General features: G+C 64.3%; 25 protein-coding genes. 16 read left to right on the top strand and 9 right to left on the bottom strand.

Annotation, left to right across the window (positions count from 1 at the left end; genetic code table 11):
* Positions 1 to 8 precede the first annotated feature (8 nt).
* The 5 genes from JHW41_RS22930 to JHW41_RS22950 all read left to right on the top strand — a co-directional run bounded on the left by JHW41_RS22930 (position 9) and on the right by JHW41_RS22950 (position 5,271).
* On the top strand, positions 9 to 572 hold the full coding sequence (locus JHW41_RS22930) for a lipocalin family protein (RefSeq protein WP_250447703.1): 564 nt from the start codon (positions 9 to 11) through the stop codon (positions 570 to 572).
* Between the two features lie 349 nt (positions 573 to 921).
* Positions 922 to 1,434, top strand: coding sequence for a lipocalin family protein (locus tag JHW41_RS22935; RefSeq protein WP_250447706.1), 513 nt, complete (start codon positions 922 to 924; stop codon positions 1,432 to 1,434).
* Between the two features lie 22 nt (positions 1,435 to 1,456).
* Entirely contained in the window at positions 1,457 to 3,022 is a 1,566-nt protein-coding gene (locus JHW41_RS22940) for a cryptochrome/photolyase family protein (RefSeq protein ID WP_250447708.1), read from the top strand.
* 144 nt (positions 3,023 to 3,166) lie between these two features.
* Complete coding sequence (locus JHW41_RS22945) at positions 3,167 to 4,429, top strand: putative DNA modification/repair radical SAM protein (protein WP_250451197.1); 1,263 nt, start codon at positions 3,167 to 3,169, stop codon at positions 4,427 to 4,429.
* A complete protein-coding gene (locus JHW41_RS22950; RefSeq protein ID WP_250447710.1) occupies positions 4,426 to 5,271 on the top strand; it encodes a TIGR03915 family putative DNA repair protein in 846 nt (281 codons plus the stop codon). The genes JHW41_RS22945 and JHW41_RS22950 overlap by 4 nt, the downstream gene beginning before the upstream one ends.
* Positions 5,272 to 5,536: 265 nt before the next feature.
* Here JHW41_RS22950 and JHW41_RS22955 read toward each other — a convergent pair whose 3' ends face one another.
* Together JHW41_RS22955 and JHW41_RS22960 are read right to left on the bottom strand one after the other, a co-directional pair.
* Positions 5,537 to 6,274 (bottom strand): EAL domain-containing protein, encoded by a 738-nt coding sequence (locus JHW41_RS22955; protein WP_250447713.1) that lies wholly within the window; start codon positions 6,272 to 6,274, stop codon positions 5,537 to 5,539.
* Between the two features lie 124 nt (positions 6,275 to 6,398).
* Entirely contained in the window at positions 6,399 to 6,728 is a 330-nt protein-coding gene (locus tag JHW41_RS22960; protein WP_078995465.1) for a helix-turn-helix domain-containing protein, read from the bottom strand.
* A gap of 496 nt (positions 6,729 to 7,224) precedes the next feature.
* On the opposite strand from JHW41_RS22960, the gene JHW41_RS22965 reads away from it, so the two are divergent.
* The 11 genes from JHW41_RS22965 (at position 7,225) to JHW41_RS23010 (ending at position 18,190) form a co-directional block, all read left to right on the top strand.
* The gene (locus JHW41_RS22965) at positions 7,225 to 7,860 is read left to right on the top strand and encodes a response regulator (RefSeq protein WP_250447716.1); all 636 of its coding nucleotides are present in this window, start codon (positions 7,225 to 7,227) and stop codon (positions 7,858 to 7,860) included.
* Positions 7,861 to 7,872: 12 nt separating this feature from the next.
* On the top strand, positions 7,873 to 8,199 hold the full coding sequence (locus JHW41_RS22970; protein WP_250447718.1) for a hypothetical protein: 327 nt from the start codon (positions 7,873 to 7,875) through the stop codon (positions 8,197 to 8,199).
* A gap of 74 nt (positions 8,200 to 8,273) precedes the next feature.
* Positions 8,274 to 8,969, top strand: coding sequence for a hypothetical protein (locus JHW41_RS22975; RefSeq protein WP_250447722.1), 696 nt, complete (start codon positions 8,274 to 8,276; stop codon positions 8,967 to 8,969).
* A gap of 37 nt (positions 8,970 to 9,006) precedes the next feature.
* Entirely contained in the window at positions 9,007 to 10,116 is a 1,110-nt protein-coding gene (locus JHW41_RS22980; protein ID WP_250447725.1) for a type IV secretion system protein, read from the top strand.
* 14 nt (positions 10,117 to 10,130) lie between these two features.
* Positions 10,131 to 10,625 (top strand): DUF4189 domain-containing protein, encoded by a 495-nt coding sequence (locus tag JHW41_RS22985; RefSeq protein ID WP_250447728.1) that lies wholly within the window; start codon positions 10,131 to 10,133, stop codon positions 10,623 to 10,625.
* A gap of 114 nt (positions 10,626 to 10,739) precedes the next feature.
* Positions 10,740 to 11,354 carry a hypothetical protein gene (locus tag JHW41_RS22990; protein ID WP_250447731.1) on the top strand — a complete coding sequence of 205 codons (615 nt, stop codon included), beginning with the start codon at positions 10,740 to 10,742 and terminating at the stop codon, positions 11,352 to 11,354.
* Positions 11,348 to 11,677 carry a hypothetical protein gene (locus tag JHW41_RS22995; RefSeq protein ID WP_250447733.1) on the top strand — a complete coding sequence of 110 codons (330 nt, stop codon included), beginning with the start codon at positions 11,348 to 11,350 and terminating at the stop codon, positions 11,675 to 11,677. The genes JHW41_RS22990 and JHW41_RS22995 overlap by 7 nt, the downstream gene beginning before the upstream one ends.
* A gap of 6 nt (positions 11,678 to 11,683) precedes the next feature.
* Positions 11,684 to 11,917 (top strand): carbon storage regulator, encoded by a 234-nt coding sequence (locus tag JHW41_RS27640; protein WP_428995419.1) that lies wholly within the window; start codon positions 11,684 to 11,686, stop codon positions 11,915 to 11,917.
* A 77-nt stretch (positions 11,918 to 11,994) separates the two neighbouring features.
* Positions 11,995 to 12,573 (top strand): DUF416 family protein, encoded by a 579-nt coding sequence (locus JHW41_RS23000; protein WP_250447735.1) that lies wholly within the window; start codon positions 11,995 to 11,997, stop codon positions 12,571 to 12,573.
* A gap of 454 nt (positions 12,574 to 13,027) precedes the next feature.
* Entirely contained in the window at positions 13,028 to 17,686 is a 4,659-nt protein-coding gene (locus JHW41_RS23005; RefSeq protein WP_250447737.1) for an RHS repeat-associated core domain-containing protein, read from the top strand.
* 33 nt (positions 17,687 to 17,719) lie between these two features.
* Complete coding sequence (locus tag JHW41_RS23010; RefSeq protein WP_250447739.1) at positions 17,720 to 18,190, top strand: hypothetical protein; 471 nt, start codon at positions 17,720 to 17,722, stop codon at positions 18,188 to 18,190.
* Positions 18,191 to 18,392: 202 nt separating this feature from the next.
* Here JHW41_RS23010 and JHW41_RS23015 read toward each other — a convergent pair whose 3' ends face one another.
* The 7 genes from JHW41_RS23015 to JHW41_RS23045 are packed head-to-tail and all read right to left on the bottom strand — an operon-like array spanning position 18,393 to position 24,973.
* Entirely contained in the window at positions 18,393 to 18,836 is a 444-nt protein-coding gene (locus JHW41_RS23015; RefSeq protein ID WP_250447741.1) for a hypothetical protein, read from the bottom strand.
* A 1-nt stretch (position 18,837) separates the two neighbouring features.
* Complete coding sequence (locus JHW41_RS23020) at positions 18,838 to 21,051, bottom strand: phage tail protein (RefSeq protein WP_250447742.1); 2,214 nt, start codon at positions 21,049 to 21,051, stop codon at positions 18,838 to 18,840.
* Positions 21,044 to 21,253, bottom strand: coding sequence for a hypothetical protein (locus JHW41_RS23025; RefSeq protein WP_343226569.1), 210 nt, complete (start codon positions 21,251 to 21,253; stop codon positions 21,044 to 21,046). Before JHW41_RS23025 ends, JHW41_RS23020 begins: the two co-directional genes overlap by 8 nt.
* Before the next feature lie 2 nt (positions 21,254 to 21,255).
* On the bottom strand, positions 21,256 to 21,492 hold the full coding sequence (locus tag JHW41_RS23030; RefSeq protein ID WP_057945746.1) for a hypothetical protein: 237 nt from the start codon (positions 21,490 to 21,492) through the stop codon (positions 21,256 to 21,258).
* A gap of 15 nt (positions 21,493 to 21,507) precedes the next feature.
* Positions 21,508 to 22,323 carry a phage BR0599 family protein gene (locus JHW41_RS23035; protein ID WP_250447746.1) on the bottom strand — a complete coding sequence of 272 codons (816 nt, stop codon included), beginning with the start codon at positions 22,321 to 22,323 and terminating at the stop codon, positions 21,508 to 21,510.
* A complete protein-coding gene (locus JHW41_RS23040; protein ID WP_250447748.1) occupies positions 22,320 to 24,023 on the bottom strand; it encodes a hypothetical protein in 1,704 nt (567 codons plus the stop codon). The genes JHW41_RS23035 and JHW41_RS23040 overlap by 4 nt, the downstream gene beginning before the upstream one ends.
* Positions 24,024 to 24,037: 14 nt before the next feature.
* Entirely contained in the window at positions 24,038 to 24,973 is a 936-nt protein-coding gene (locus tag JHW41_RS23045; RefSeq protein WP_250447749.1) for a hypothetical protein, read from the bottom strand.
* Positions 24,974 to 25,180: the final 207 nt, after the last annotated feature.

The following is a 25,180-nucleotide window of genomic DNA, read 5'->3' on the forward strand; positions in this document are numbered from 1 at the left end:
GATTCTCCATGAACTCTTCACTGCGTTTTTTGGCCGTGCTGATCTTGATTCCGGCGCTTGGATCTTGCGCTAGCCAAGCCAGACCGATGCCGCCGGTCGAATCGGTCGACCTGCCCCGGTTCATGGGAGACTGGTACGTGATCGCCCACATTCCCTCGCGCCCGGAGCGCGAAGCTTTCGATGCGGTCGAGTCGTACCGGTTGGACGAGAAGGGTCGCGTACTTACCACCTTCACGTTCCGCAAGGGCAGCCATGACGCGCCCATTGAAACCATGCACCCGACCGGCTTCGTCAAGCCGGGCACCGGCAACGCGGTGTGGGGTATGCAGTTCATCTGGCCGATCAAGGCCGAGTACGTCATTGCTTATTTGGACGAGAACTACACCCGCACCATCGTCGCCCGCAGCAAGCGCGATTACGCCTGGATCATGGCCCGCTCGCCGCAAATTCCGGAGCAGGACTACGCCCAGCTGGTGGAGCGCCTGCGCGAACTCGGCTATTCGACCACGGACCTGCGCAAGGTGCCGCAGGCCCGATCATCGCAGGATTCGCCCAAGCAGGGTTCAAAGTAACAACATGCCATTGAGCAACACTTGGTCGCCCCTTCGATGTGCAGCCTTAAACCCCATGAGATGTCAGCAACTGTTCCCCACCATCCTGGCTGCGCGCCAGGATGGGAAGATCGTGTCCCTTGTTTCCGCACAGCGCTACGTGTTCTTGCACCCAGGGAACAAGGACGACTGGAAATACCTAGGAGCACTTGCAGAGGACAATCACGGCGCGCTACTGAGGATACGTTCGAAGGGCGTGTACTGCGAAGAAGTAAATGAGGTGTTCCTTTATCGTGATCCCGCCGCTCCTTGACCGCCCCGCTAGCTGTCCGATGCCTGCCGCCCCCGTTTCGTTCCACTGAGCACATTCATGAAATCCATTGTTATCGCCGCAGCACTCGCCTCCTCGTCCGCCGCCAACGCGCCGGTCGCCGAATTCGCGTTGGATCGCTACCTGGGCACTTGGCACGAAGCGGCGCACCTGCCGATGTTTTTCCAGCGCAACTGCAAGGATCAGACCACGGCCCAGTACAGCCGCCTGGCGGATGGGAGCATCGAAGTCAGGAATCGGTGCCGTACCCGGTCCGGCGAGATCCAGGAGGCCGTAGGAAGGGCCAGGGCCACTGCGCGCCCCGCTGCACTCGAAGTCCGCTTTGCCCCGGCGTGGCTGAGCTGGGTGCCCGGTATCTGGGCCGACTACTGGGTTGTGGATCTCGATCAAGACTACCGATGGGCGGTGGTCGGTTCGCCTTCCCGAAAGTACCTGTGGGTGCTGTCGCGTGAGCCAGGCATGCAGCGCGCCCTTTACCGCGAGATCGTCCAACGGGCCAAGGATCGTGGTTACGACGTGGATCGTCTGGTGGAGACCGGCGTGCAGGATTGATCGGCCTGCAGATCCCGACCGCATGCATCCGTCAACACCCACCCCGATCCGCAACCTCGTCCTGGTCCTCGGCGATCAGCTCGATATCGACTCGTCAGTATTTGAAGGCTTCGATCCCGCCCTCGACCTGGTCTGGATGGCCGAGGTCGACGGCGAAGCGACCCATGTCTGGAACGGCAAGCCGCGTCTGGCGCTGTTCCTGGCGGCGATGCGACACTTCCGCGACGAGTTGCAGCGGCGCGGGCTACCGGTCGCCTACCGAGCGCTAGGCAGCCACGAATTCGTTCAACTCGAACACGCCCTGGCTGCGGACCTCGAACACTATCGTCCTGAGCGGGTGATCGCGGTGCGTCCCGGCGAATGGCGTCTCGACCAATCGCTGCGGCAGGCCTGCCAAGACGCCGGCGTGGCCTGGAGTGAACGGCCAGACCTGCATTTCTATTGCGACCCGCACGATTTCGCCGACTGGGCTAAAGATAAGTCAGTGTTGCGCATGGAGCATTTCTACCGCTGGATCCGCAAGCGCGAGAACGTGCTGCTGGACGGCGGCGAACCCACCGGCGGGCGCTGGAACTACGATCAGGACAACCGCGCCAGTTTCGACCGACGCGGCCCCGGCCTGCTGGCCGCTCCGCGGCGTTTCACACCGGATACGACCACGCTCGAGGCCATCGCCCTTGTCGAGGAACGCTTCGCCGGTCACCCTGGCTCACTGGCCCAGTTCGATTGGCCGTTGACGCCCGGGCAAGCCGAACAGGCGCTGGCGGATTTCATCGAACATCGCTTACCGCTGTTCGGCCGCTACCAGGATGCTATGTGGAGCGATCAGCCCTGGCTCTACCACGCGCGCTTGTCGACGGCGATGAACCTCAAACTATTGTCGCCGCGGCGCGTGATCGCGGCAGCGGTCCAAGCCCATCGCGCCGGCCACGCGCCCATCGAAGCGGTCGAGGGGTTCGTGCGTCAAGTCATCGGCTGGCGCGAATACGTGCGCGGCTACTACTGGCTGCGCATGCCGCAACTGGCCGAGGCCAACCAGCTGCAGGCGCAGGCGCCGCTGCCCGGCTTCTACTGGACCGCCAACACCCCCATGCAGTGCCTGCGCCAAGCGCTGTCGCAGACGCTTGAGCTCGGCTACGCCCACCATATCCAGCGGCTGATGGTCACCGGCCTGTTCTCAATGCTACTCGGGGTTCGTCCACGCGAGATCCACGCCTGGTACTTAGCGGTCTATGTAGACGCCGTGGAATGGGTCGAACTGCCCAACGTCCTCGGCATGAGCCAGTACGCCGACGGCGGCCGAATGGTGTCCAAACCATACGCGGCCAGTGGCCGGTACATCCAGCGCATGTCGAACTACTGCGACGGCTGCCCGTTCGACCCGAGTCGCGCCACCGGCGAGAAGGCCTGTCCGTTCACGACGTTGTACTGGGACTTCCTCGATCGTCACCGCGGACGATTCGAACACCACCCGCGCGCGGCCTTGCAATGGAAAAGCCTGAACCGTTTATCTGTGCCACAACTAGACGAGATCCGCGCGCAGGCGCAGCGGCTGCGGGACGCGCTGGCCGCCGACGCCGGGTCGTGACTGCCGCGATGCAGCGGGTCTGCCGGCGCGAATCAGCGATGGCCACGAACCCGGCATGCGATCATCATGCCCGCGGTTCCGCCCTACCCTGCGGACACTTCGCGAACCTGCGCTGCATGCGCAAAACACGCCCTACATGCCATCATGGAACTTAGAAAAAAACTGGCGATCCTCGCCGACGCCGCCAAGTACGACGCGTCCTGCGCGTCTAGCGGCGGCAAGCGGCGCGACTCCACCGGCGGCGGCATCGGTAGCACCGAAGGCATGGGCATCTGCCACTTCTATACGCCCGATGGCCGCTGCGTGTCGCTGCTGAAGATCCTACTGACCAACTTCTGTATCTTCGACTGCGCCTACTGCATCAACCGCTCGTCCAGTAGCGTCCCCAGGGCGCGCTTCGCCACCGCCGAGGTAGTGCGGCTGACCTTGGAGTTTTACAAGCGCAACTATATCGAAGGCCTGTTCCTGTCCAGCGGCATCATCCGCAACAGCGACTACACGATGGAGCAACTGGTCGAGGTCTCGCGCTCGCTGCGCCAGGACCACGGCTTTCGCGGCTACATCCACCTCAAGACGATTCCCGATGCCTCGCGCGAGCTGATCGCCCGCGCTGGACTCTACGCGGACCGGCTCAGCATTAATATCGAACTGCCGACCGAAGGTGGGCTCAAGGCGCTGGCACCGGAAAAGGACGCGGCCTCGATCCAGTCTGCGATGGGCGAAGTGTCGTGGCGGATCCAGGATAGCGCCGAGCAACGTCGTAAGTCGGCGGTCGCGGGCCAGCGCCGGCCTCGCCGCGCGCCATTCGCGCCGGCCGGTCAAAGTACTCAGATGATCGTTGGCGCGGATGACGCCGACGACCGCAGCATCCTCGACAAGTCCGATCTACTCTACCGCCGCTACGGCATGCGCCGGGTCTACTACTCCGGCTACAGCCCGATCCAGGACGCCTCGGCCCGCCTGCCCGCGCAGCCGCCGCCGCTGCTGCGTGAGCATCGCCTCTACCAGGCCGACTGGCTGCTGCGCTTCTACGAATTCAGCCTCGAAGACATCGCGCCGGCACAGGCTACTGGCGCCGCGGCCATGCTCGACCTGGATATCGACCCCAAGCTGGCCTGGGCCTTGCGGCATCCCACGTTCTTCCCGGTCGACCTCAACAAGGCTTCGCGCGAAGCGATGCTGCGCGTCCCCGGTCTGGGCGTTCGCAACGTCGACAAGATCGTCTCAGGTCGGCGCTACCGCCGGCTGCGCTTGGGCGACCTGAGCCGGCTGCGTGCGCCGGTCTCCAAGCTGCTGCCGTTCGTGTGCGTGCTGGATCACCACCCCGGCCAACGCCTGGATGATCCCGACGCGCTGCGCAAGTCGCTGGCGCCGGGCGCGCGCCAACTCGACTTGTTCGCCTCATGAACACCGCGTTGTACAGCGCGGCGGTCGTACCGTCGTGGGACCTCGACGCATGGCGTAGGCTGGCCCGCGCAGGCTTAAGCGCGCGCGTCGCGCCCGAGGCGGTGTTCTGGTCGGGCGAGGCCCAGGCCTGCCTGCTGGCCAACGCGGACCTCGCCGGCGCCCCGTCGCTGCAGCCGCCGCCGACAATTCCTGCAGGATTCTTCGAACTGGCCGGCCGTGTCGTGTGCCACACCGATCCCCTGCGCCATGCCCTGATGTACCGCATCGCTTGGCGCCTGACCCACGGTGGCGAGCGTCAACTGCTGCTGCAGCCAACCGACCCCGACATCGATGCGGCCGAACGCCTCGCCGGAGCCGTCGCGCGCGATACCCACAAGATGAAGGCGTTCGTGCGCTTTCGCGCGTTGCCTGGGCCGGACGAGGCCTTCATCGCGTGGTTCGAGCCGCAGTACTGCATCCTCGACCGGATCGCACCGTTCTTCGTACGCCGGTTCCACGCAATGCGCTGGGCGATCCTGACCCCATACCGGCGTGCGGTCTGGGACAGCGTCGAGTTGCGCTTCGGCGCCGGCGCACAGCGCGGTGAAGCGCCGTCGCAGGACGACCACGATGATCTGTGGCGGCTCTACTACACCAGCATCTTCAATCCTGCGCGACTCAACGAGCGGGCGATGCAGCAGGAAATGCCCAAGCGCTACTGGAAGAATCTGCCTGAAGCCCGACTATTGAGCCAGTTGTCGCGCGACTCGGGCGCGCGCGTCGAGAAGATGCTGCGCTCGGCTGCGAAAGCTGAGGCCGCTCCGCGCCAAAGAGGACACAAAGACCCAGCCGGAGGCGCATGAGCCACCCGCGTCACGCACATGCTCCAGCACCGCAGCGCGGTCGATGCCCTCGATCACGAAATCTTATCGCCAGTGGCGAGATCAGCGCCACCGGGCCTTCAGCCCAACCTTATCCAAACGGCTCATGAAACTAATCTTGCAATACCGCGAAACGGCCTGTATCCGCTCAACGAGCGGCGCCTTCTCTATCAAGGCGGCGCGGGACAATGGCTACGAGATTTTGCCCATCACGGGACCGAACCGCCCGCTCCGCTAGGCCAGTAGTTTAGTCTCCGTCTGCATCGATCAGGATTGTCGGCCGGCCATGCAAGTAACCTTGCTGAAGATAGATTCCGGGCTTCAGTAGAGCCTCGGCATCGGCTGCCGTCTCCACTCCCTCGGCAACGACCTCTGCCCCCAGATCCAACGCCATCGCCGCGGCGTACGCAACCACTTTTCGACGGACCCGTTGCGCCGAGTCCGAGACTCCCTGCACCAACCGCATATCCAGCTTAACCAAGTCGGGCACGTAAGCGGCCAGCACCGATAGGCTGGCGTAACCAGCGCCCAGATCGTCCAACGCAGTTCGAAAGCCCGCGGCGCGCAGCAGCATATGGCTCGCAACCCATGCAGGCACATCGATTGGTAAGTGTTCGGGGAACTCCAGAATGATTCGACTTGGTGACAGCCCAGCACGGGCCGCCATGTCCGCTAAGTAGTTGAGCGCTGCTTCGTTTCCGAGCAGGGTGCTGCCGAGGTTGATGCAGAGATAGCCGGGAAGCCGGTGTCTCGCCGCGGCCGCCATTGCCTCCCAGACCAGCCGCCGCTCCATGCGGCTGAGTTCCTGCCCTTCCAGGTTCAGGAAGACCTCAGTCGCGCTCGTGCCACCGGGACGGCGCGCAAGCGCCTCATAGGCGTAAACACTGCCGCGCACGACATCCCGGATCGGCTGGAACGCCATCCTCAGCTCGCCCCCGGCCTCCACCGGATGCGTCGCGCGCGACAGCTCCCCTAAATCGGCCATGCTCGCCTCCGCCGTCCGTGTGGATCGACAGTTGATCCGCCAGTTGAGGCGGCCGTGCAACCGCCCGGGCGAGCGTAGCAGGATTTCTGTCCGTCGCTAGGGGTAGAGCCGAGCTCCCTCGTCCCTATTCGTCCAGCCAGCCAGCGTATGGCCGCAAGTCCTCGATATAGGGAAAGAGGTCGCCGACCTCGCACTCAAGCGCAATGGCCAGCTTGACGAGGGTGATGATTGAAGCTGCGGACTTCCCGTTCTCGATCAGGCCGATGTAAGCGCGATCCATCGGAACACCGTACGCCAGATCGTCCTGGCTGTACCCGCGCTGCTTACGAACCTCGCGAATTCGGGCTCCCACAGCCTGCAACAACTCGGACGGGGGAGATTGTCGCTTCTTCGAAGGCGGCTTCGTCTTTGCGCGAGGCAGACGACGGGTCGCCGAGGCGGTCTTCTTGGACATTTCCAACGTTCTTGGATTTTTCCAAGAAAGCTATGCCCAGACGGGCGATTCCACCTCAGGAGTCCGCCCGTCTGGAGTCCCCCATCATTTTGTAAGCTATTGATCTGCATTGACTTTGACTGGATTGGATGGCCATATCCGACCCGTCCAATCCATTGGGCTATCCCAAAAAGCGCCGAGTGCGCCGCCCGGTACGCGCAACTCTCGATACGAACGGAGCAGCCGAATTCCCTGTCAGAAGTTGCCGATTCTTGTGTCAGAAAAATCTGATAGCGCACATCGGACGAACGGTAACTGCAGGGGCCAGCAATAGGAAAACACCTTGTTTTAAGGCTCGGCCCAAACCCCGAACGAACTCCAGGCTCGCGTGCAACAGAGCCTTTGGAGTGGAAGCTGTGGATTTCCTTGGATTTTTCGCAGAGACAACGACACCGAGTTGAGGCAGCCTAGCGGTCCGGCACGGAAGCCGAGGTGTCCAAGAACACAGGGAACCTGCATGAAGTACGTCTTGGCAGAAGACTTCCCCTCGGTCGTCTTCTTTTTGAAGCACCTCTTGGTCGAGAGGATTGGCGTCGACCCGAAGGACATCGAATCGGTAGGCAACAGCGATGACCTTCTCAGCCTAGTTGGAAAAGAAGAGTACAGAAACGCATTCCTGCTCCTCGACCTGTCGATGCCCGGGCGGTACCGGCGACTGGTACTGGTCAAAGAGCTGTTCCGCCGCAACACGTCGCTCAAGATTGTCGTCTACACCGCATACAACAGTGCACACCTCGCAAAGGACCTGCTGCAACAGGGCGTCGCCGCATACGTAACGAAGGGTAGTGCCCCAGATGTACTTATCACTGCAACACGCGCGGGTCTCTCGGGGGAAAAGTTCACCGATCCGAGCTTGAACCTGAGCGCTGCCGCTCTGGCGAACTGGTACGACCTCACACCGAGCGAAATGGAAGTGACCATCGCCATCTGCAAACAGCTGTCGAACCAGACGATCGCCAAGCTGCATGGGGTTGGTCCGAAAACGGTCTCCGCTCATAAGCGAAACGCAATGCTTAAGCTCGCGATCAGCCGGGAGACGCATCTCACGGCCTACCTCTACGAGCAAGGACTGGACTACCTGCTTGACGAATAGGAGCTACGACAAATGGAAGGCAGTGCCAACAACGTCATCGCTCTTCGCCGGAACGGCATCGCAGCGGAAGATGTGGATGCTATAGAAATAATCATGCGTGTCCATGTCGGCGAGGATGTGTCATTGCGCGATATGGAAATTACCGACGAGCCCCTCGAGTCAATCGCCAAGCGAATGGCTGCGGAGCCCGGCGCAGCTCAAAGCGAATCTCGCGCTTGGCGCTTTCCCGTCATGGAGTGGCGATTTCATCCATACGACGGCAGCCGCCTGGTGTTGACCGTCATAGACGAAGGGCGCAGGCGGATATTTAAACACCGCATCGAATCAGTGTCTGACTGACGAAACCTCGCTGTCTAACCTCAAAAACGGGCGTCTGTGGCATGAACTTCATTAGCTTCCGCCGGATCTCGACCTTGACCACAGTCATCGTTCTCGCGGCTGCGAGCATGCAACAGGCTTGGGCGATCGATATTGTTTTCGACCCCAAAAACACTGCTGAGAGCATGAAGCAGTTGGAGGAGATGAAGCGCTCCTACGACAAGCTGAACGACCAGTACAAGGAACTGCAGAAGCAGTACAACCAGCAGTTGGTCAGCGGACAGTCGTACTTCGGCCGCGACGGCGTGAAGGTCAAACTCGATCGCCGCCCTCTCGGTTTCGGGGTCGCCGAACGCTGTACGGACGTCAAGAACCCGGGGCCGAAGCAAAAGGAACTGTGCGCCGCACTGATGCAGACTCAGAACCGGCAGTTTAATGCGATGGTCGACCTGCAGGAATTGACCGAGACCCGGGAGGGTGAGCTGAAGGACATCTACAAAGAGCGCTCGGAGATCAAGCCCGACGAAGCGGGTCGCCTGCAGGCCAACAGCAATCGCCTGCTCTCGTTTCAGGCCCGCACGCAGGTCGACCTCCAGAACGCCCAGAACCTTCTGGAAGCGTATGACGGGCAAGTGCGCGTGCTGGAACAGGAACACTCGAAGGCTGCGCAGGCAGTCATCGACGGAGAGCACACCGGCAGCAAGCTCGACCTGAAGCGGCTGGGACAAGGCGGAATGCGGGCAACTGCGCTGAAGACCGCCTTCGACATCGCGAAACGGCGCGAGCGCTGATCGTCAGCTGCTCACCTACTACCCAACGGACCTCTCTATGTTCGACCTGTTCGCCGGTGGCCTCGCCCACCTCCCCAGCCTCCAGCAGGCCGCCATTCCGGACGGCGTGGACAGCCTCGGGTTCTTCGCCCTGTTCAAGGATTTTCTGGACGGCGAGATCGCCGAGTACTCCCGCAACCTCCTGCGTCGAGTCGGCACGCTGTGCGCATTCGCTATCACGCCGGTTGTGATCTTGTGGATCATCTATCAGGGCTTTTTGCGGGTGACGGGCCGATCCCAGGAGTCGATGGCCGCTCTCCAGGTCGACGCTGCTCGTTTGGTGCTGATTGTCGCGGTAGCGGGCGTCTCCGCTGGCTTCCAGCCCACCCTGTACAAGAGCATGACCGATGGCATGAGTCAGGTCATCAACTACTCCATCAGCAGCAACGACGAGACAAGCGTTTACGACGACATTGACCAGGCACTCGCGCTGACGCAGCTCGCCATGAGCAGCATTGACCTGCTCGACGTCGGGGAGAACCAAGCCGCGCTCAAGAAGCGCGATCAAGCCAGCCTGATGGCGGGACTCGGCGTCGGCGGACCCGCCGTGGTCGGTGGATGCATGTTGATCTTGAACAAGTTCGTGATCGCCATGCTGCTGGGCGTGGGGCCGTTCTTCATCCTGTGCTTGATCTTCAAGCAGACCGACGGTCTCTTCAAAGGATGGCTCAACTCCTTGATTGGGTCGCTGATGGCAATGGCGTTTCTGAGCGTGGCTGTGACGCTGGCGATGGATGTGACGCTCGCGCTCGCCGGTGCCTTCTGGGCGACAGAGGGGCTGTCGCGGCTGCTCGGGATGGGGACAGCGTCGGACGGCATCAGCAGCGTCGTGCAAATGCAGGGCGTGCTGGGCTTGGTTCTGTCGACCCTGATCATGGGTGCTCCGCCCGCGGCGGCCATGCTGTTCAGGGGACTGCTGGCCAATTTCAATCCGTACTCGGTCATGGCCGGTCCAGGCGCTGCCTCCAGCGGTCGGGCCGGATCGGCCCCGCCGTTGGGCAAGGCACCGTATTCCGGTGCCGCGCCCCAAGGCGCCCAAACCCCCATCGACCATACTCGTATCGCGGGCCAGGCCGCCAGCCGACCGCGGCCCGACTCCGCAGGCTAACGCAAGGAATGCCTATGACTCCGAAACTCCTCTTCTGCGCTCTCGGCGCCCTGTCGTTGAGCTTCGCGGGACCCGCGCGCGCGGAGGGCGACTGCCCCGCTGGCTTCTTCCGGTACTCCAACCCTGGCCAGCCGGGCCACTGCGTCCCCATGCCGGCGACCGCGGAGCGGCAGCCCGATCGCTGGCAGACCCGATGGGGCGCGATCGCCATCGATCCCACGGCGTCGCGCGGCGGCGCCGGGTTCGTGGTCGGCGAAGCCAGCAAACGCGCCGCCGAAAGGAGAGCGCTGGCGAAGTGCAAGGAGACCGGCGGCGGCCCGACGTGCGCGGTCACCATCTCGTTCAAGAACCAGTGCGTCGCGACGGCCTGGGGTAGCAACTACACCCGGTCCATGACCGCCCCGACCCAGGACGAGGCGACACGACTGGCGATGGATGACTGTCGCCAGCACGACCAAGCCTGCGAAGTGTTCTACGAAGCGTGCAGTTACCCAGAGCAAGTTCGGTAGCCGCTCTACCAGATTCTCCAAGCAGTCCCCTCAACCAGACCACAGCCGCACTGCTCTCGAAAGAGCGGTCAGGAGGGCTTTGTGTCCCCAATTCATACACCGGCAATGCAACGGATGCTGCCCTATTGGCTACGCCGGCTTTTTACACCCGGTAGGCCAGCGCCTTACGGCGCTCTCAACTACGAGACCAAGCTCCTGGCCGCACGAACGCTGAGCTTGGCCTGGGGGGCAAAGCTGCCCCGATTTGAGACATCGCCTACGAAGCTGAGGCAGGCTGCGCTGCCTGTCGTTTCCGAGCACCTCCGCCGGACGCTCGGCCATCTGGATCGCAGAACGGTGGCGGACCACCGCTTCGGGCTCACCGTTTTGATCCGCGACCTTATTGTGCGCGAGCTCCAAATACCGGCACTGCTGACCGCGGGATTTGTCTACCAGCAAGGCGAGCGCCTCAACTACACCCCGATCGAACAGGTGGAGAGGCTGCTTCGTGCCGGTACCGTCGTGCATGCGGACTTTCCACTCCATGTCTGGATCACGCTCCCTAGCCACGAAATCGTTGATGCGACCTTCTGGGCTCTGTTTCCCAAGCTCGCAGTAGGCGACGAGCGTTCGACGTACGGCATCCTACTCGACCCGGCATTTGGTGGGACTCGCAGCTACCACCCCCAGTGGCTCGGCGAAGGGGTAGCCAGGAGCCTTGGGCTACTAAAGGAGTACGAAGGATGGTGACTCCCGTGGTGGTCCGTTACGACGTGAAGTACCGCGGCGTCCTGGATTGGCGCATCTACGTAGACGGTGCAGACGATCCCGCAGCGTTCGCGACTCGCGCTGCGTGCGTCGCCGCAGCGTGTAATCGCGCGCGCGAGCGACATACCCGCAGCGGTTCAACGACTGAGGTCTGGGCGCCCGGTCTGGGCGGGGAGCATGTGTGCGAGATCCGTTACATGAAGCCGGAAGCCCTTGAGCACCTTCTGCAACTGGCGGCGCCGGACTCCAATCTTCTCGGCGCCAGCTACGCCTATGGCCCGCTGTTTCCTCCGGCGACGCGTTGACAAGCTATGCCAGTGATTTCTCGTAGGCCTTCCGAAGCCATCTACATCGGCGAAAACGTCGAGGTACGCGTACTCCGTGTGCGGAACGGTAGCGTGCGCCTTGGCTTCACCGCCCCTCGCGACGTATTGATCTTCCGTTCGGAGCTACTGGACCTCCTCCGTCGAGCGGAGAACCCGTGTGGCAAGTCGCAAGGAGAGACGGCCGCTCGCCGCTTCCCCCCTGAATCGGCAGAGCGCTAAGGCGGTGGCGGCAGCGCCCGCCGGCAATGGGGCCGGCGGGCAGCGCTCCGCGTATTCCTTCCACAGCAGACGGTCCCATGAACATCGAACCCTTGATCTGCCGACACCTGGGCTCGGCGAGCGAATGGAAGCGCCTCGCGTTCATGGCGCCCTGCTGTGAGCCCATGCTGCTGAACTTCCGTCTTTACCACGAAGCCTCGCGGTTGGGCTTGCCCGATCTGCTTCGGCGAGGACTCGACTTTGTTTGGCAGACCGCCAGCGACGATACCGTCGACGGGGAAGCCGACGAGTTGGTCAAGCAGAGCCGCCTGCAACCGCCGTCTCGGCATGACGAAGGGCACTCGTTCGCCCAAGCCGCGATCCAGTCCTGTTTCGCAATCTCCCATACGCTGCGGAGCTTGCGCGGCCCTCACATTCTGGACGCGCTGGACGTCGCAGACGCCGCGATCTACGCCATTGAGCTGCACTACCGGAACGAACTATTTCTTACGAAGCGGACCAGGTCGGATCGCGAGTTCCTGCGGCGCACTGAGATCATGCGCCTTGCGCACAGCCTGGAGCGCTTGAGCGCGGCATCCGAATCCGACCGTCTGAAGGCCGTTGCCCGGCTGCGCCGCTCCGCCCAGCGCGTGCCCTCCACTTTGGTTCGGGCATGACTTGTGGCCGCCACTATCTCGTGGTACGAGATGCCTATTCGGGACAGTGCCTGCGAGGCATTGTTCTATGGCTCCACGGATCAGGCGGCCGGTTAGCTTAGACATGGAACGGTCCTATGCTCCATCTTGGCCTCATCTACGACCACCCCTCACTTTATGGGGCGCATCGCCGTACCTCTCTTTTTCTCCTCCCTAGCTCAGGCCCCTGCCTGTGCTGCTGCACCGTGCCAAAAGGAGTTGTCTCGTGACCACAAGATCGAAGCGCCCTATCGCGCAAAGACCATCGCCCAGCCAAAGTCCACCCCGGCGAAACCGTCTTTGGCCCTTCGCCCTCGCGCTGCTCGCCGCCACGGCTCCGTTAGCGGCTTCCGCTGCGGAGATAAACAAGGTCTGGAGCACCAACGACGCGCCCGACGGCCCGTACCAAAGCGAGGCCGCGGCGCAGCAGGCGATCTTGGACAATCTGCTGCCCGGTGTTCGCGAGAGCCGACCGCTGAACTATCACGTGGCCGGCATGGTGGTCTTCAAGAACCGGGTCGACTACAAGTACGAGCTGAGCCCGGAAAAGATCGTCACCGGCTCGTGGACCTACATCGGCGGCGGCACGACGTTCGAGGAAGCCGAAGCGCGCGAGAAGGCCAAGTACGACAAGCAAAGCACCGATGCCGGTTGCGCACCCAACACCAGCTTCGTCTGGGAAACCTGGCAGCCGCAGGCCTTTGGCCCGAACGGCGACACTACCCTGGAAGAGCGCAAGTACACGGTCAAGTACCAGGTCAAGGACTTCGGGACCGTCTGCAAGAGCACCACCCTGCGCAATAGCCTGACCTACATCATGCGGGGTCGGGACATCGCCTGCCCCAACACCATGGCCACAATCTGGAACGCGAGCCAGCAGGCCTGCGTCGGCATCGTCAGCACGGCGTTCGATCATCGCAAGCGCTACTCCGGCCCAATCTTGCCCACAAGCAAGTGCGACGTCGGCAATCCCTGTGACCCCTCGACCGGCGACAAGATGCAGCCGGAGCCGGACTTCGACCTGGGCTGGATCAGCTTCACCCGCTACTTCCACTCGCTCACCACGACGCCGATGAGCAGCTTCGGCGACGGCTGGACCCACTCGCATAACCTGCGGCTGACCGCGGGCGAGGACCCGACCAGTTCCAGCGGGGCGATCCATGTCGGCCTGATCGAAGCCGACGGCTCGCAGCTGTCGTTCACCGAGATCGGCAATGCGTACGAGGCCGATAACGGCAGCGGCGACCGCGTGGTGAAGGACAGCGGCCTCTGGTACCTGTATCGCGGCGATCGCGTCCTGTTGTTCGATGCGGACGGCCGCCTGAAGGAGCAGCAGTTCGAGGATGGCACCGGGCTGACGTATGCCTATGACGGCATGTCGCGCCTCAGCGCCATCACCCACAGCAGCGGCCGCAGCCTGACGTTCGAGTACGCCGGCGACAATCGCGTCGCGCCGCTTTCGGCGATCCGCTCGGCCGGCGCCGCCCTGGCGACCTACACCTACACCACGGCCGGCCAGGTCGAGACCGTCACCTACGCCGACGCCAAGACCCGCCGTTACCACTACGAAGACACCCGCTTCCCGCGTTACCTGACCGGCGTCACCGGCGAGGACGAACAGCGTTACAGCACCTTCGCCTACGACGCCAAGGGCCGGGTGATTTCCAGCCAGCATGCCGGCGGCGCCGACGGCGTCGCCCTGAGCTATCCCGCTACAGGTGGCACCGTCGTCACCGATGCCCTCGGCGAAGTGACGACCTTCGGGCTGACCGGCGACACCACCGCACCGCCCAAGATCAATGGCATCAACAACACGAGCGGAACCGCGGCCACCACCTATAACGATGAGGCCACGGACTTCCGCCGGCGCGTGGCGAGCATCACCGACCGCAAAGGGACCGAAACCCGTTACGCCTATGCCGAGGGCCTGGATCCGGACACCTACGATCCCAACCGGATCGAAACCATCACCGAGGCGTACGGCAAGCCCGAGCAGCGCGTCCGCACCGTGGTCACCGACACCAAGTCGAACCGGCTCAGCCAGACCACGATCGGCAACCGGCTGACCCGGATCAACCGCAACAGCCGGATGCAGCCGGACACCGTGACCGTGCGCGATACCGCCACCAACGCGGCGCGCACCACCACGTACGCGTACTGCGAATCGGCCGATGTTTCCGCCGCCAACAGCGCCTGCCCGATCTTGGGCCTGCTGAAATCCGTGGACGGACCGCGCACCGATGTCAGCGACGTCACGACGTTCGAGTACTACGGCAGCGACGACAGCACCTGCGCGACCACGCCGGCGCTGTGCACCTACCGCAAGGGCGACCTGCGCAAGACCATCGACGCGCTCGGCCGGGCGACGGAAGTGCTGGGGTACGACCCGCAAGGCCGCCCGCTGTCGGTGCTGGATGCCAATGGCGTGGTAACGGACTACGAGTACACCGCGCGCGGCTGGCTGACCGCCACGAAGGTGCGTGGTGCCGACAATGCCGTCGAGACCGACGACCGCATCACCCGCATCGAGCACGAGCCCGACGGCTTGGTGAAGAAGGTGACGCTGCCCGGCGGCGTGTACACCCGCTATACGTACAACGCCGCGCGTCAGCTCACCGATGTGATCGACAACGCCGGCAACACGATCCACTACACCCTGGATCTGGCCGGCAACATCAAGCAGCAGGACACCAAGACCGCCAGCGGTGCGCTTAAGCACACGTTGTCGCGGGTGTTCAACACGCTGGGACAGCTGCAAACGCTCAAGGATTCCGCCCAGAACGCCACCGGGTTCGCCTACGACAACAACGGCAATCCCCGCGAGGCCACTGACGCGCTGGGGCGCGTCACGACCCAGACCTACGACCCGCTCGACCGCCTCGGCACGACGCTGCAGGACGCCGGCGGCCTGGCGGCGGAAACCAAGCTGCAGTACACCGCGCTCGATCAGATCGCCAAGGTCACCGACCCGAACGGCCTGAGCACGGCTTACGTGTACAACGGTTTCGGCGACCGGACCAAGCTGACCAGCCCGGACACCGGCATCACCAACTACACCTACAACGAAGCCGGCCTGCTGGCGACCAAGAAGGACGCCAACGACGCGGCGGCCAACCGCTACACCTACGACGCGCTGGGTCGCCCGAAAGCGATCTTCTACACCGCGGCCGGCCCGGCCGATGTCGAGTACGACTACGACACGGTCAATGCCGAATGCACCGCGGGGCAGACGTTCGCCCTGGGGCGCCTGACCGCGAGCCGGACCGAAGGCAACGAGCTGAAGTACTGCTACGACCGCTTCGGCCAGGTCGTGCGCAAGGTGCAGATCGTCTCCGGCAAGAGCTTCACCCTGAAGTACGCCTACACCATCGGCGGCCACCTCTACACCGTCACCTACCCCGACGGCACCACGGTGGATTACGCCCGCGATACGCAGGCGCGCATCAAGGAGATCGGTGTCCGGCCGTACGGCGGGACCCGCACGGTGCTGCTCAACAACGCGGCCTATGAACCGTTCGGTCCGGTCGCCGGCTGGACGTATGGCAACGGCCGCACCCTCAGCCGCACCTACGACCTGGACTATCGGCCGAAGACCATCTTCGACGCCGCCAGCGGCGGGTTGTCCCTGGGCTATGGCTACAACACGATCGGTGAGCTGATCGAGCTCAAGGACGGCCTGCAAAGCGCCAGCCTCGCCGGCTACGAGTACGACACGCTAGGCCGCCTGACGAAGACCCTCGACGGGGTGAATCCGATGGAGACGTACAGCTACGACAAAACCGGCAATCGCAAGAGCCTGCTGCACGGCGGCATCACCGATGCTTACGTCTACCCGGCCACCAACCATCGGCTGAGCAGCGTGGCCGGCGTGGCGCGTGCTTACAACGCGGTCGGCAACACCACGAGCGTCGGGGGAACGGCGAAGCAGTACGTCTACAACGCCAACGACCGATTGAGCCAGTTCAAGCAGGCTGGCGCCATCAGGGCCAGCTACCGTTACAACGCGATCAGCGAGCGGGTGGCGACGACGGGCGCCACGACGACCGCCATCGACACTTACACGCTGTACGACGAGAGCGGCAACTGGATCGGCGATTACGACAGCGCCGGCGCGGCCAAGCAACAAGCCGTGTGGTTCGGAAGCGCGCCGGTCGGTTTGGTCGTCGGCAGCGGTAGTACGCAAACGCTGCAATATGTGCAGCCAGACCACTTGGGCACGCCGCGAGCGGTCATCGACCCGAACCGCAACGTCGCGATCTGGACCTGGGACGCCAAGAGCGAGGCGTTCGGCAATAGCCCGCCGAATCAGGACCCGGATCTGGATGGCACCGCGTTCGAGTTCAATATGCGCTTCCCCGGTCAGCGGTATGACGCGACGAGCGGTCTGATCTACAACTACTTCCGCGATTACGATCCGAGCGTCGGCCGCTACCTGCAGAGCGATCCGATCGGGCTTCAAGGCGGCATCAGCACCTACGCCTATGCCTTCAATGCACCTGCTACCGAGTACGATCCCTACGGCCTAGCTCCGCCGGGTCGCACCGCCACACCGACTCGCCCGAGACCGCCGGTTCTCGATCGAATGGCGCCTGGCGCTAGCCGTATCTACACGCGAAAGGAATTTACAGAGCGTTTCGGCCCATTTACTGGTGAAGTGGAGCGTCAGTTAGATCGCGGGTGCGTCGGCGTGGCCTCGATCTATCAGAATATGGGGTTCAACATGCCGGAGAATGCGCCGGGAGCACAGTGCTTCAAGACGCAAGATGAAGCTGATCGCAAGGCGAAGGAATGCAAAAGCGATATGGTGTGGGTGAAGCAAGGCATTTGGCGCAACAAGAATGAAAGCACTATCACCCCTCACTCAATCATGGGAAAGAAGGGAAATGACCCTAACAACCCATCCGAGGCTTTCAACTACATTACTTGGCTGCCCGACGAAGAATTGTACGTCATCATGAACTACAGAATCGAGGATGTACCAGCCAATGGTCCGCAGCTAATCGAAGTTCGATCCTCACATAATTCTCAGATCACGCCTAACAGCACATACCCCAACCAGATTTTCTGTACAGTTTGCTCAGTGAACAACAAGTAGCCTGTCCATTCACTCTGTCGCTAGAGGCGCATAATGAAGAACCTAGCTCTCTCCTGCCTGATCATGTGCGCGATTGGCTACGACGCTTCCGCACAACCCTCCACAAACAAGGCGGACATAGCCGAGTTGAAATCTCAGTACGCCAAAGCTCCGACCGAGGCTAAGCGACTACTGACGTGCATTGAGGCCATTAATAGGCGTCTGATCTGCAAAGGCTGCGATCTTGAGACGATCAACCAGTTATTCAACGCCCACTTTTCAACGGATGATCACGCCATCCAGGGCGACGACAAGTTGTTCAATGCGGTCGTGCCGCTCAGACCCTCAACTACCGTCAAATGGGACCGAGCCGATAGCAAGACTCCGTCCCCGCTTCCGACAGAAGAGAACCCGCCATCCGCCACTGCTATCAGCGGCTGGCGTCTCGAGTTCAAGTACGACGCCTACGGGAAAGTTAGGTCTTACTACCTATCCAACGCCACGCAGGCGCCTATGGGATTCTGACTCGAACAGCGTCATGTAAGTCTCAGCAGCGGTCAGCCCCACATGATTTGGTTTTCTCCTAGCCCTTGGAGCCCGGTCACAGCGGATGCTTCACCATGAGAGGGGGCCAGTCGGGGCATCGCCTTCTGAAATCTTGCTCGTCCGCTGTCGTCACACCAGCCTGTAGGTCATGGGGAGGAGCATCCGCTCCTCCCTTTTTTGTTTATGCGTCCGAGCAGTATGTAATGTTGTCCAGTGTCAGCCATGCAACTTGTGTACTCGGCGGCAGGCCAACGAACACTTCTCCATTCGTCCGAACGTCAATCCGCGTCGGCGTACCTGCGTCGCTTAACGTCGTCATGATCAACTGCGCGGACGGACGACACGCCGCGGGCAGCACGAATACCACCGTTCCGCCTGCCCCGCCCTTGACCACGCCGCGCAGCTGAACGCGGTTGCCGTCCTTTCGATAGCCGGCCGCAGCGAACACGTCTCCGAAGTTCGTCCACGGCGCATTGAGCGTCGGCGCTACCCACGCGCCCTTACGCGCATCGGCCAGCGCCGCGACGGTGCTTCGTCGGGTCTGCCCGCCTTGCACCACCGGCACGATTTCATCGCCGGCCAGCGCGCTCGCCGCCGGCAGCTGGGACAGTTTCAGATTTGCCATGTCATTCCATCAGCAGGTAATCGCCGGCTTCGGTCACCAGCTCGTCGCTGGTCTCCGACCGCAGCAGGCCGTTTTTGAAGTCGAAGGTATGCGTGGCCTTCTGCCAGCTCACCAGACCATCGCGTGTCGAGCCAACCTCGGCTCGCAGCCGGTACACACCCTTGAGCGCAGCGGTGTAGCTGGTGCCGGTGATCGGCGCCGGGCTGTCGAGGGCCGTGCCGGCAATGGCGTCTAGCAAGCGCAGCATATAGGAGGTGCCGGCCTCCGGTCCGATCGAGCCTTGGCCGTGATCGACCAACTGGTCGCTCTGCAGGCGCCGGTCGCGATGCGCCCAGCCCACCACCAGGTCGCCGTTGACGGCGGCCGGATAGCGGGCGCCGGCCAGCTTCAGATCGCCAGGCGGGTACGGCCGCGCTTGGCGCTGCGCCAGTTTAACGCTGTCCACCGGCGCCAACGCCGGGTCCAACTGCGCGCTCGACGTGCGCGTCAGCAGCTTGGCCTCGACGGTCTCCCCGGCGCTGTAGTCCGTTGGGTCGGCCGCAGCGAAGTCGTCGTAGAACCAGATCCGGGCGCCTTCGCCGTGGGGCACCGGCACGGTGTCCGCGCACCCGCGCGCCAGTGCCGCGGTCTGGGCCTGCGGGTCGATCGCCACCACGCGGGTCAGCTCGTCCTCGATCCAGGCCGCGGTGCCGACCGCCACTTGGTCCAGCGCGCGCCCGGCCGCCAGCTGGGCGGCCGTCGTCGTCGCCGACAACGCGCCGGCCAGGACCGCGGTCGGGCACCAATCGCCGGTGCCGGCCTCGCTGTAGGCGCCACCTCCGACCCGCGTGCTCAGGATGTAGTTCAGCGCCAGGCCGCCGGGCTGTTCGCCCACCGCCAGGACCAGCCCCGCGTCCGCCGGCAACGCCGCCAGCGCGGCGGAATCGAGCGTGGTGGCCAGATCCCGGTAACCGGCCTCGAAGAGTCGTCGCGTCGGCGCCGGCTGCGGGTTTCGGTCCGGCGGCGTCCACACCGGCGGCTGCGGTTGCAAATAGCTCGTCGCCGGCAGACCAAAAACGTCCTGCACCGCCGCGACCAGGACGGAGCCCTCGGCCAGCTTACCGTCATCGAACGTGCCCGCGCGCAGCACGAGGGTGCCGATCTCGCGGAACGGGTCGCGGATGCAGAACACGCTGCCGGGCGCGAGGACGCCACCGCGGCGATCGACCCGGACCTTGAACCGCTTCAAGGCCGAACAGGCAATCGACAGGTCGCGCGTGCCGACCCGCGCCGCGAGCTCGGCGGTCGGCAGGCCGCGGTACTCGGTGGTGGTCGAGGCGACGCCGCCGGTCGCTTGGATGCCGGCCAAATCCTGCACCCGGATCTGCCGTTCTTCGTCCTTGATCGGGTCGTACCAAGTCACGATGACCTGATTGACCGCGCCGTCCTGCGCGCCGCCCTCGTCCTCCTCGATTGCAAGCAGGCCGGACTCGTAGTCGAACACCGGCAGGTCCTCGATCCGGTAGTCGTCGCGTAGCAAACGCAGCGTCGAGCGGCCGGTGCTGCGATCCGTATACTGCGCGGCGCCGATGTGGTCGATCACGACCTGCATGAAATCGCTGATCGAGGTCTGCCGCGCCCAGCGCAGGCACAGGCCAAAGCCTTCAGCGTGCAGTGTGTCGGCGGCGCGCCGGTAGCTGGCCTCGTCCAGCAGGCCGCGGTCCAGGCCACGGCCCCAATCCCGGTTCGTCAGGCACTCGACCAGGATGTGCGCCGGGTTCATCGCGCGGATGGCGCCATTGGCGAGCCAGATCACCGCCTTCTCAGGATACCAAGGCGCGCCGTCCCACCCGGCCAGCGCGCGGCGCGCGCGTTCCTTCCAGGGCTTGGGGTACGGGTTGTTCGCCGCGATCTGGCCGTCGAAATACTGAGTGGCGCTGCCGCGGAATGCCGGGGTGGGCGTGCCGTGCAGCGCGGCCAGGGCCGGCAGCACCGCTTGGTCGGCGTCGCCCATCAACACGTCGAGCGTGCCCTTGATGCCACCCTCGCCCTTGTCGCCGCCGAACAGGTCGGGCTTGTTGATCAGAATGCGGCCGCTCTTGGTGATCGAGCCTTTCCAGGCTTCGCGGTCCCCGACCCGGATCTCGACAATCTCGTCCAGCGGTCCTCGTGCGAGGCCCATGTGCAATCCGAACAGGTAGCGGTACCCGACCGTCTGCTTCTTGCGACTACCCACGCACGGCCTCCGCGCGAGCGAACGCGACCAGGTGCAGGCCCAGCGCGTCGCCGGTCGCTTCGATAGCCTCGGCGTCGATGCCGTCGCGCACGAATGCGCTCCAGTCCAGACCGTAGTAGGCGAACCATTCGCGACCGCCTTGCGCGCAAAACCCCGGCCGCGCACCGAATCCCGGCGTGCGACGTAGGTGATCCAGGGTCACGATCACTTCTTGCCGCCCTTTTGCTTGATCGCCTGCGTGCGGTACTGACCGACGCCGAGGACCATCCAGTCGGAGATCCAGACGTCGCCGAAGATCACCGCCTGCGGCGTGCCCTCGGTGGCCTGCGGGAACTGGAAGTCGCCGAAGGCCGCCGGCTTAGGCTGCGGCGGTTTCGGCCGTGCGGCCGCCGAGACGAAATAGCTGACCAGCCAGATCGCGAGCTGGACCCAGACGTTCATGGGGTGATCCGAAAGTTAGAAGACGGGGGTGCCGTCGAAGGGGGATTTACCTGGCAGTCCCGGCACGCCGCCGTAGTTCGGGGCATTGGCGAACTTGCTGTGGCAGACGGCGATGGTTCGGGCGCAGCCCGGATAGGCGACGAGGGCTTGACCGACGCGCAGCCCGTCGCCGGCGCCGAGCAGGATCAGCCGCTCGCCCTCGTGGAATCGGATGCCGCGCCGCTCGATGCCGGCCTCGCCCAGATCCCAGGCCAGGAACCCGCCGGCCAACCAGCCATCGGGGAGCAGGCCGAAGGCGCCGGCCGTCACGACGTTGCCGGCGACCGTCGCCAGCGTCGCCGGCACCCGATGCGCCTCCGGGTTCACGCGGCAGTTGCGGTCGTACAGCGTGTAGGGACACGGGCGCGTCCAAGTCAGCCGTAAGCCCGGCTGGCCGAGCGCGGCGTCCAGCGACTGGCAACGCACCTCGCTGGTTTCCAGCTTGGGTCGATTGACCCCCGCGATGCGGCCCACCCAGGACACGCGGGCCTCGGCATCGCCTTCGTGGATGTCGCGGACGAACACAGCAACCTCAGTCGACGGCGGCAAGCCGCGATAGAGCCGCGCCACGTCGAAGTCGCCCGGCGCGGTGATCGTCAGCACATCGCTGGCGACGTGGCCGGACTGGCGGATGCCGTCATCGCTGATCGCGATGGCGCGGAACGTCTGGGTGTCGAGCTGGAAGTCGCGATCACCGCCGGTGTATCGCCAGCGTTGACCACCGCGGACGAACTCGTACAACCGCCGGGGATTGCCCGCGGCAGTCGAGCGCTCGAATTGGTCGAAGCTCATGCCGGGGCGGGTCCATCGTCTTGGTCGGGATCGCGCACCGCGCGCAGCACGACGGCCGCGTCGGCGGCGCCGTCGCTATCGGTGTGGTGCTCGATTTCGGTTTCGTCGCTGTCGGCGCGCGACAGCGCCATGAAGCTGATCCGCTGCACGTCGCGCGGCCGGACTTCCGCGCCCAGCGCGGCGTTGAACGTGATCCGGTCCACGGCCTCGTCCAAGCTGACCGCGGCGGTGATGCGGCGATGGAAGGCGCGGCCGTCGCGCAGCTCAATGCGCAGATCACGGCGCCCCGGCCGCAGACCGCCGAACCGGGCAAGCCCGACGTTGGCCACGTCCGCCGCCGTCGCGGTGCCGGCGACGGTAGCCAGCAAGGCCAGGTCGTCGGCGTGGGTCGGCCGCCACACGGCGCGTTGGCGGCCGCGCAGGGCGTAGAGCCAGGACCGGACCCGCGCGCGCTCGGCCCGTCCGTGCGTGCGCCAGCGGTGCGATTGGGTCACGGCCGCCCAGTCCGCCGGGTCGAGCACGAACGGGGCGCCGAACTCGTTGTCCAAAAACAACAGCGCGCGCTGCCATCCGGCCGACAGCGATTCGGACTCGTAGGGGCGATCGGCCAGGACGGGATGCCCGCGGTAGACCGGCGCATCGATCAGCACCGGCCAGTCGCAGGGCTCGACCACATCGAAACGCACCGCGAGCGACGCCGCCCGATCGGTCAGGCGGGTCACCTTGGGCGCTTCGGCAAGCCGGGCGGTCCGGACCGGATACAACCGGGTGCCGCGCGGCCAGGCCCGCGTCGTCGGATGCCGCAGGACGACGCGGTCGGCGCCGATGGACTCGATCTCGGCGACCTCGGTGTCGAATGCGGTCGCGCCGCGCAGCAGCAGCAGGCCACCGGGTCGAAAGTCGCGATGGGTCGGATCGCAGGCCAGGACGCGGACCCCGAGCGCATGCTCGGCGCCCAGCCATTGCCCGTCCGGCCAGACCGGCAGCGCCCAGGTCCGCCCGCCCCAGCCGAACACGGCCAGATCCAACAGCACCCGCTCGCGGCCGTCCACGATCAGCGTCGCTTCGAACGACCGCCGCGGCGTCGAGCGCAGTCCGCGCCGCTGCTCAACCTGCAGTGGGCTGGTCAGAATGTCGGTGCGCCAGGTCAAGCGCTCCAGCACGCCGCGCGACCAATCCGGCACGAAGGCGAAGGCAACGATGCGTTGGCCGGTGATGACGACCGGCAGCACAGGGAAACCATCGAAACGGAACCCCAGGGTGGCGCCGATCACCGGCGGCCCATCGGTTCCGACCGCGACCTGCCACGTTCGCTCCGACAGCGGCGCGAACGGCAGCGGCGGCATGCCGGGCGCAGTCAGGACGATGCCCTCGCCCCCCGACAGAGCCGCCTCGGTCAGCGTCAGCGCCCGGCTACGGAACGCATTCCAGACCCGCACCGCCCGGCGCTGCACGCTGCTGATACTGCCAAGGTTCAGTACCCGCGGCTCGACGTGGATGCGGTCGAAGAAATCGTCGCCGAACAACGGCTGCATCGCGCCGCGGCGTTGGTCGCCGATGTGCTGGGGCACCTCTACGGTGCATCGCCCATAGGTTGGCTCCGATCCGAGTACCCCGGACGCGCGGCCATCCCAGAACGGGGGAAATCGGAAGTAATCGCCCTGACCGCTGAAGGTCAGCGGCCACAGGCCATGCCACATGCGATGTCCGCTACTTACTCGGTGATGCGATAGGCATACCCGTAGACCCCGCTGTTCGGGGTGCCGGCCGGGCCGTTCTTACGGTGGACCGGGAAGACCTTCCAGCGGTCGCTGCCCAGCACCAGATCCTCGCCGGGGGCATAACTGTCCAGGCGAATGAAGCGTAGGTCCGGCGGGTGGCCGATGTCGGTGATCAGGTCGCCGCCACGCGGCACGGCGCACCACAGCGGCTGGCCGGGCGCGCGGCCGGTCAGCGTGCTGTGCCCGATGTCCTTCAGCAAATTGGTCGGCGCGCCGCGCCGACGCCAGCCGCAGTACAGCGCGCGCGTATCGCCTGCGCTGTCAGAGACGCCATGCCAGCGCGGCGTAACGCCATCGAAATCTGCGCGCACGCGCGTGGTCGCCGACATGTAGTTGGTCCAGTAGTCATCGAACGCCAGCGCGTGACGAACATCGTCGGGGTTGTTGATGTAACTGGGATCGTAGTACCACTGGCTGCCGTAGACGTACTGGCCGGTACTGACCACGCCTGCGGTTACCAGCCGTCCCGTGCCGAAGTGCTTGAACGTGCCGGCCTGGGTTTCCAACACAATGTGCAAGTACGGCTGTGGCGCCGTTGAGCTGAAGAAGTGGACCGCGCTGTACGGACCTTGGACGTAGTTCGCCCAGACCTGCGCGCTGGCGTCGGCCTGAAGATCAGCGTTGGCGTTCGCCGCGAAGCCGGTGTGGCCGAACGTACCGACAAAGGGCGGCGGCCGAACGGAATCGCCGCCGCTCAGCTCCGTCAAGAACGTGGCGTACAGCGAGCCCGCATGCACGCTCAGTGCCTTGCCGACGCGGACGGTGCGATCGCGCCAGCCATCCACCGCCCAGCCGTTGCTCTGGGCAAACACCCGCAGCTTGTCGAGCAGGTCATTGGGATCATTCGCGGCAGAAGTGGCGTAAGACATACCCGTCAGCCTGACCCACGTGGCGCCGACGTGGCACCAGAACCCGTCGGCGCAGACTCTATGTAAAAGCCGGTTCGCTTGAGATACCCCCCATGCGCAGGCAGACTAAGTCGACTCGGCCTCGGAGACAGATCCATGGAGCAGTGGATTGTGCTTTTGGTCTTGATTGCACTGGCGGTCGTCATGGGGAGCATAATCCATCGTCTT

It is taken from the genome of Lysobacter enzymogenes (assembly GCF_023617245.1).
Lineage (GTDB): Bacteria > Pseudomonadota > Gammaproteobacteria > Xanthomonadales > Xanthomonadaceae > Lysobacter > Lysobacter yananisis.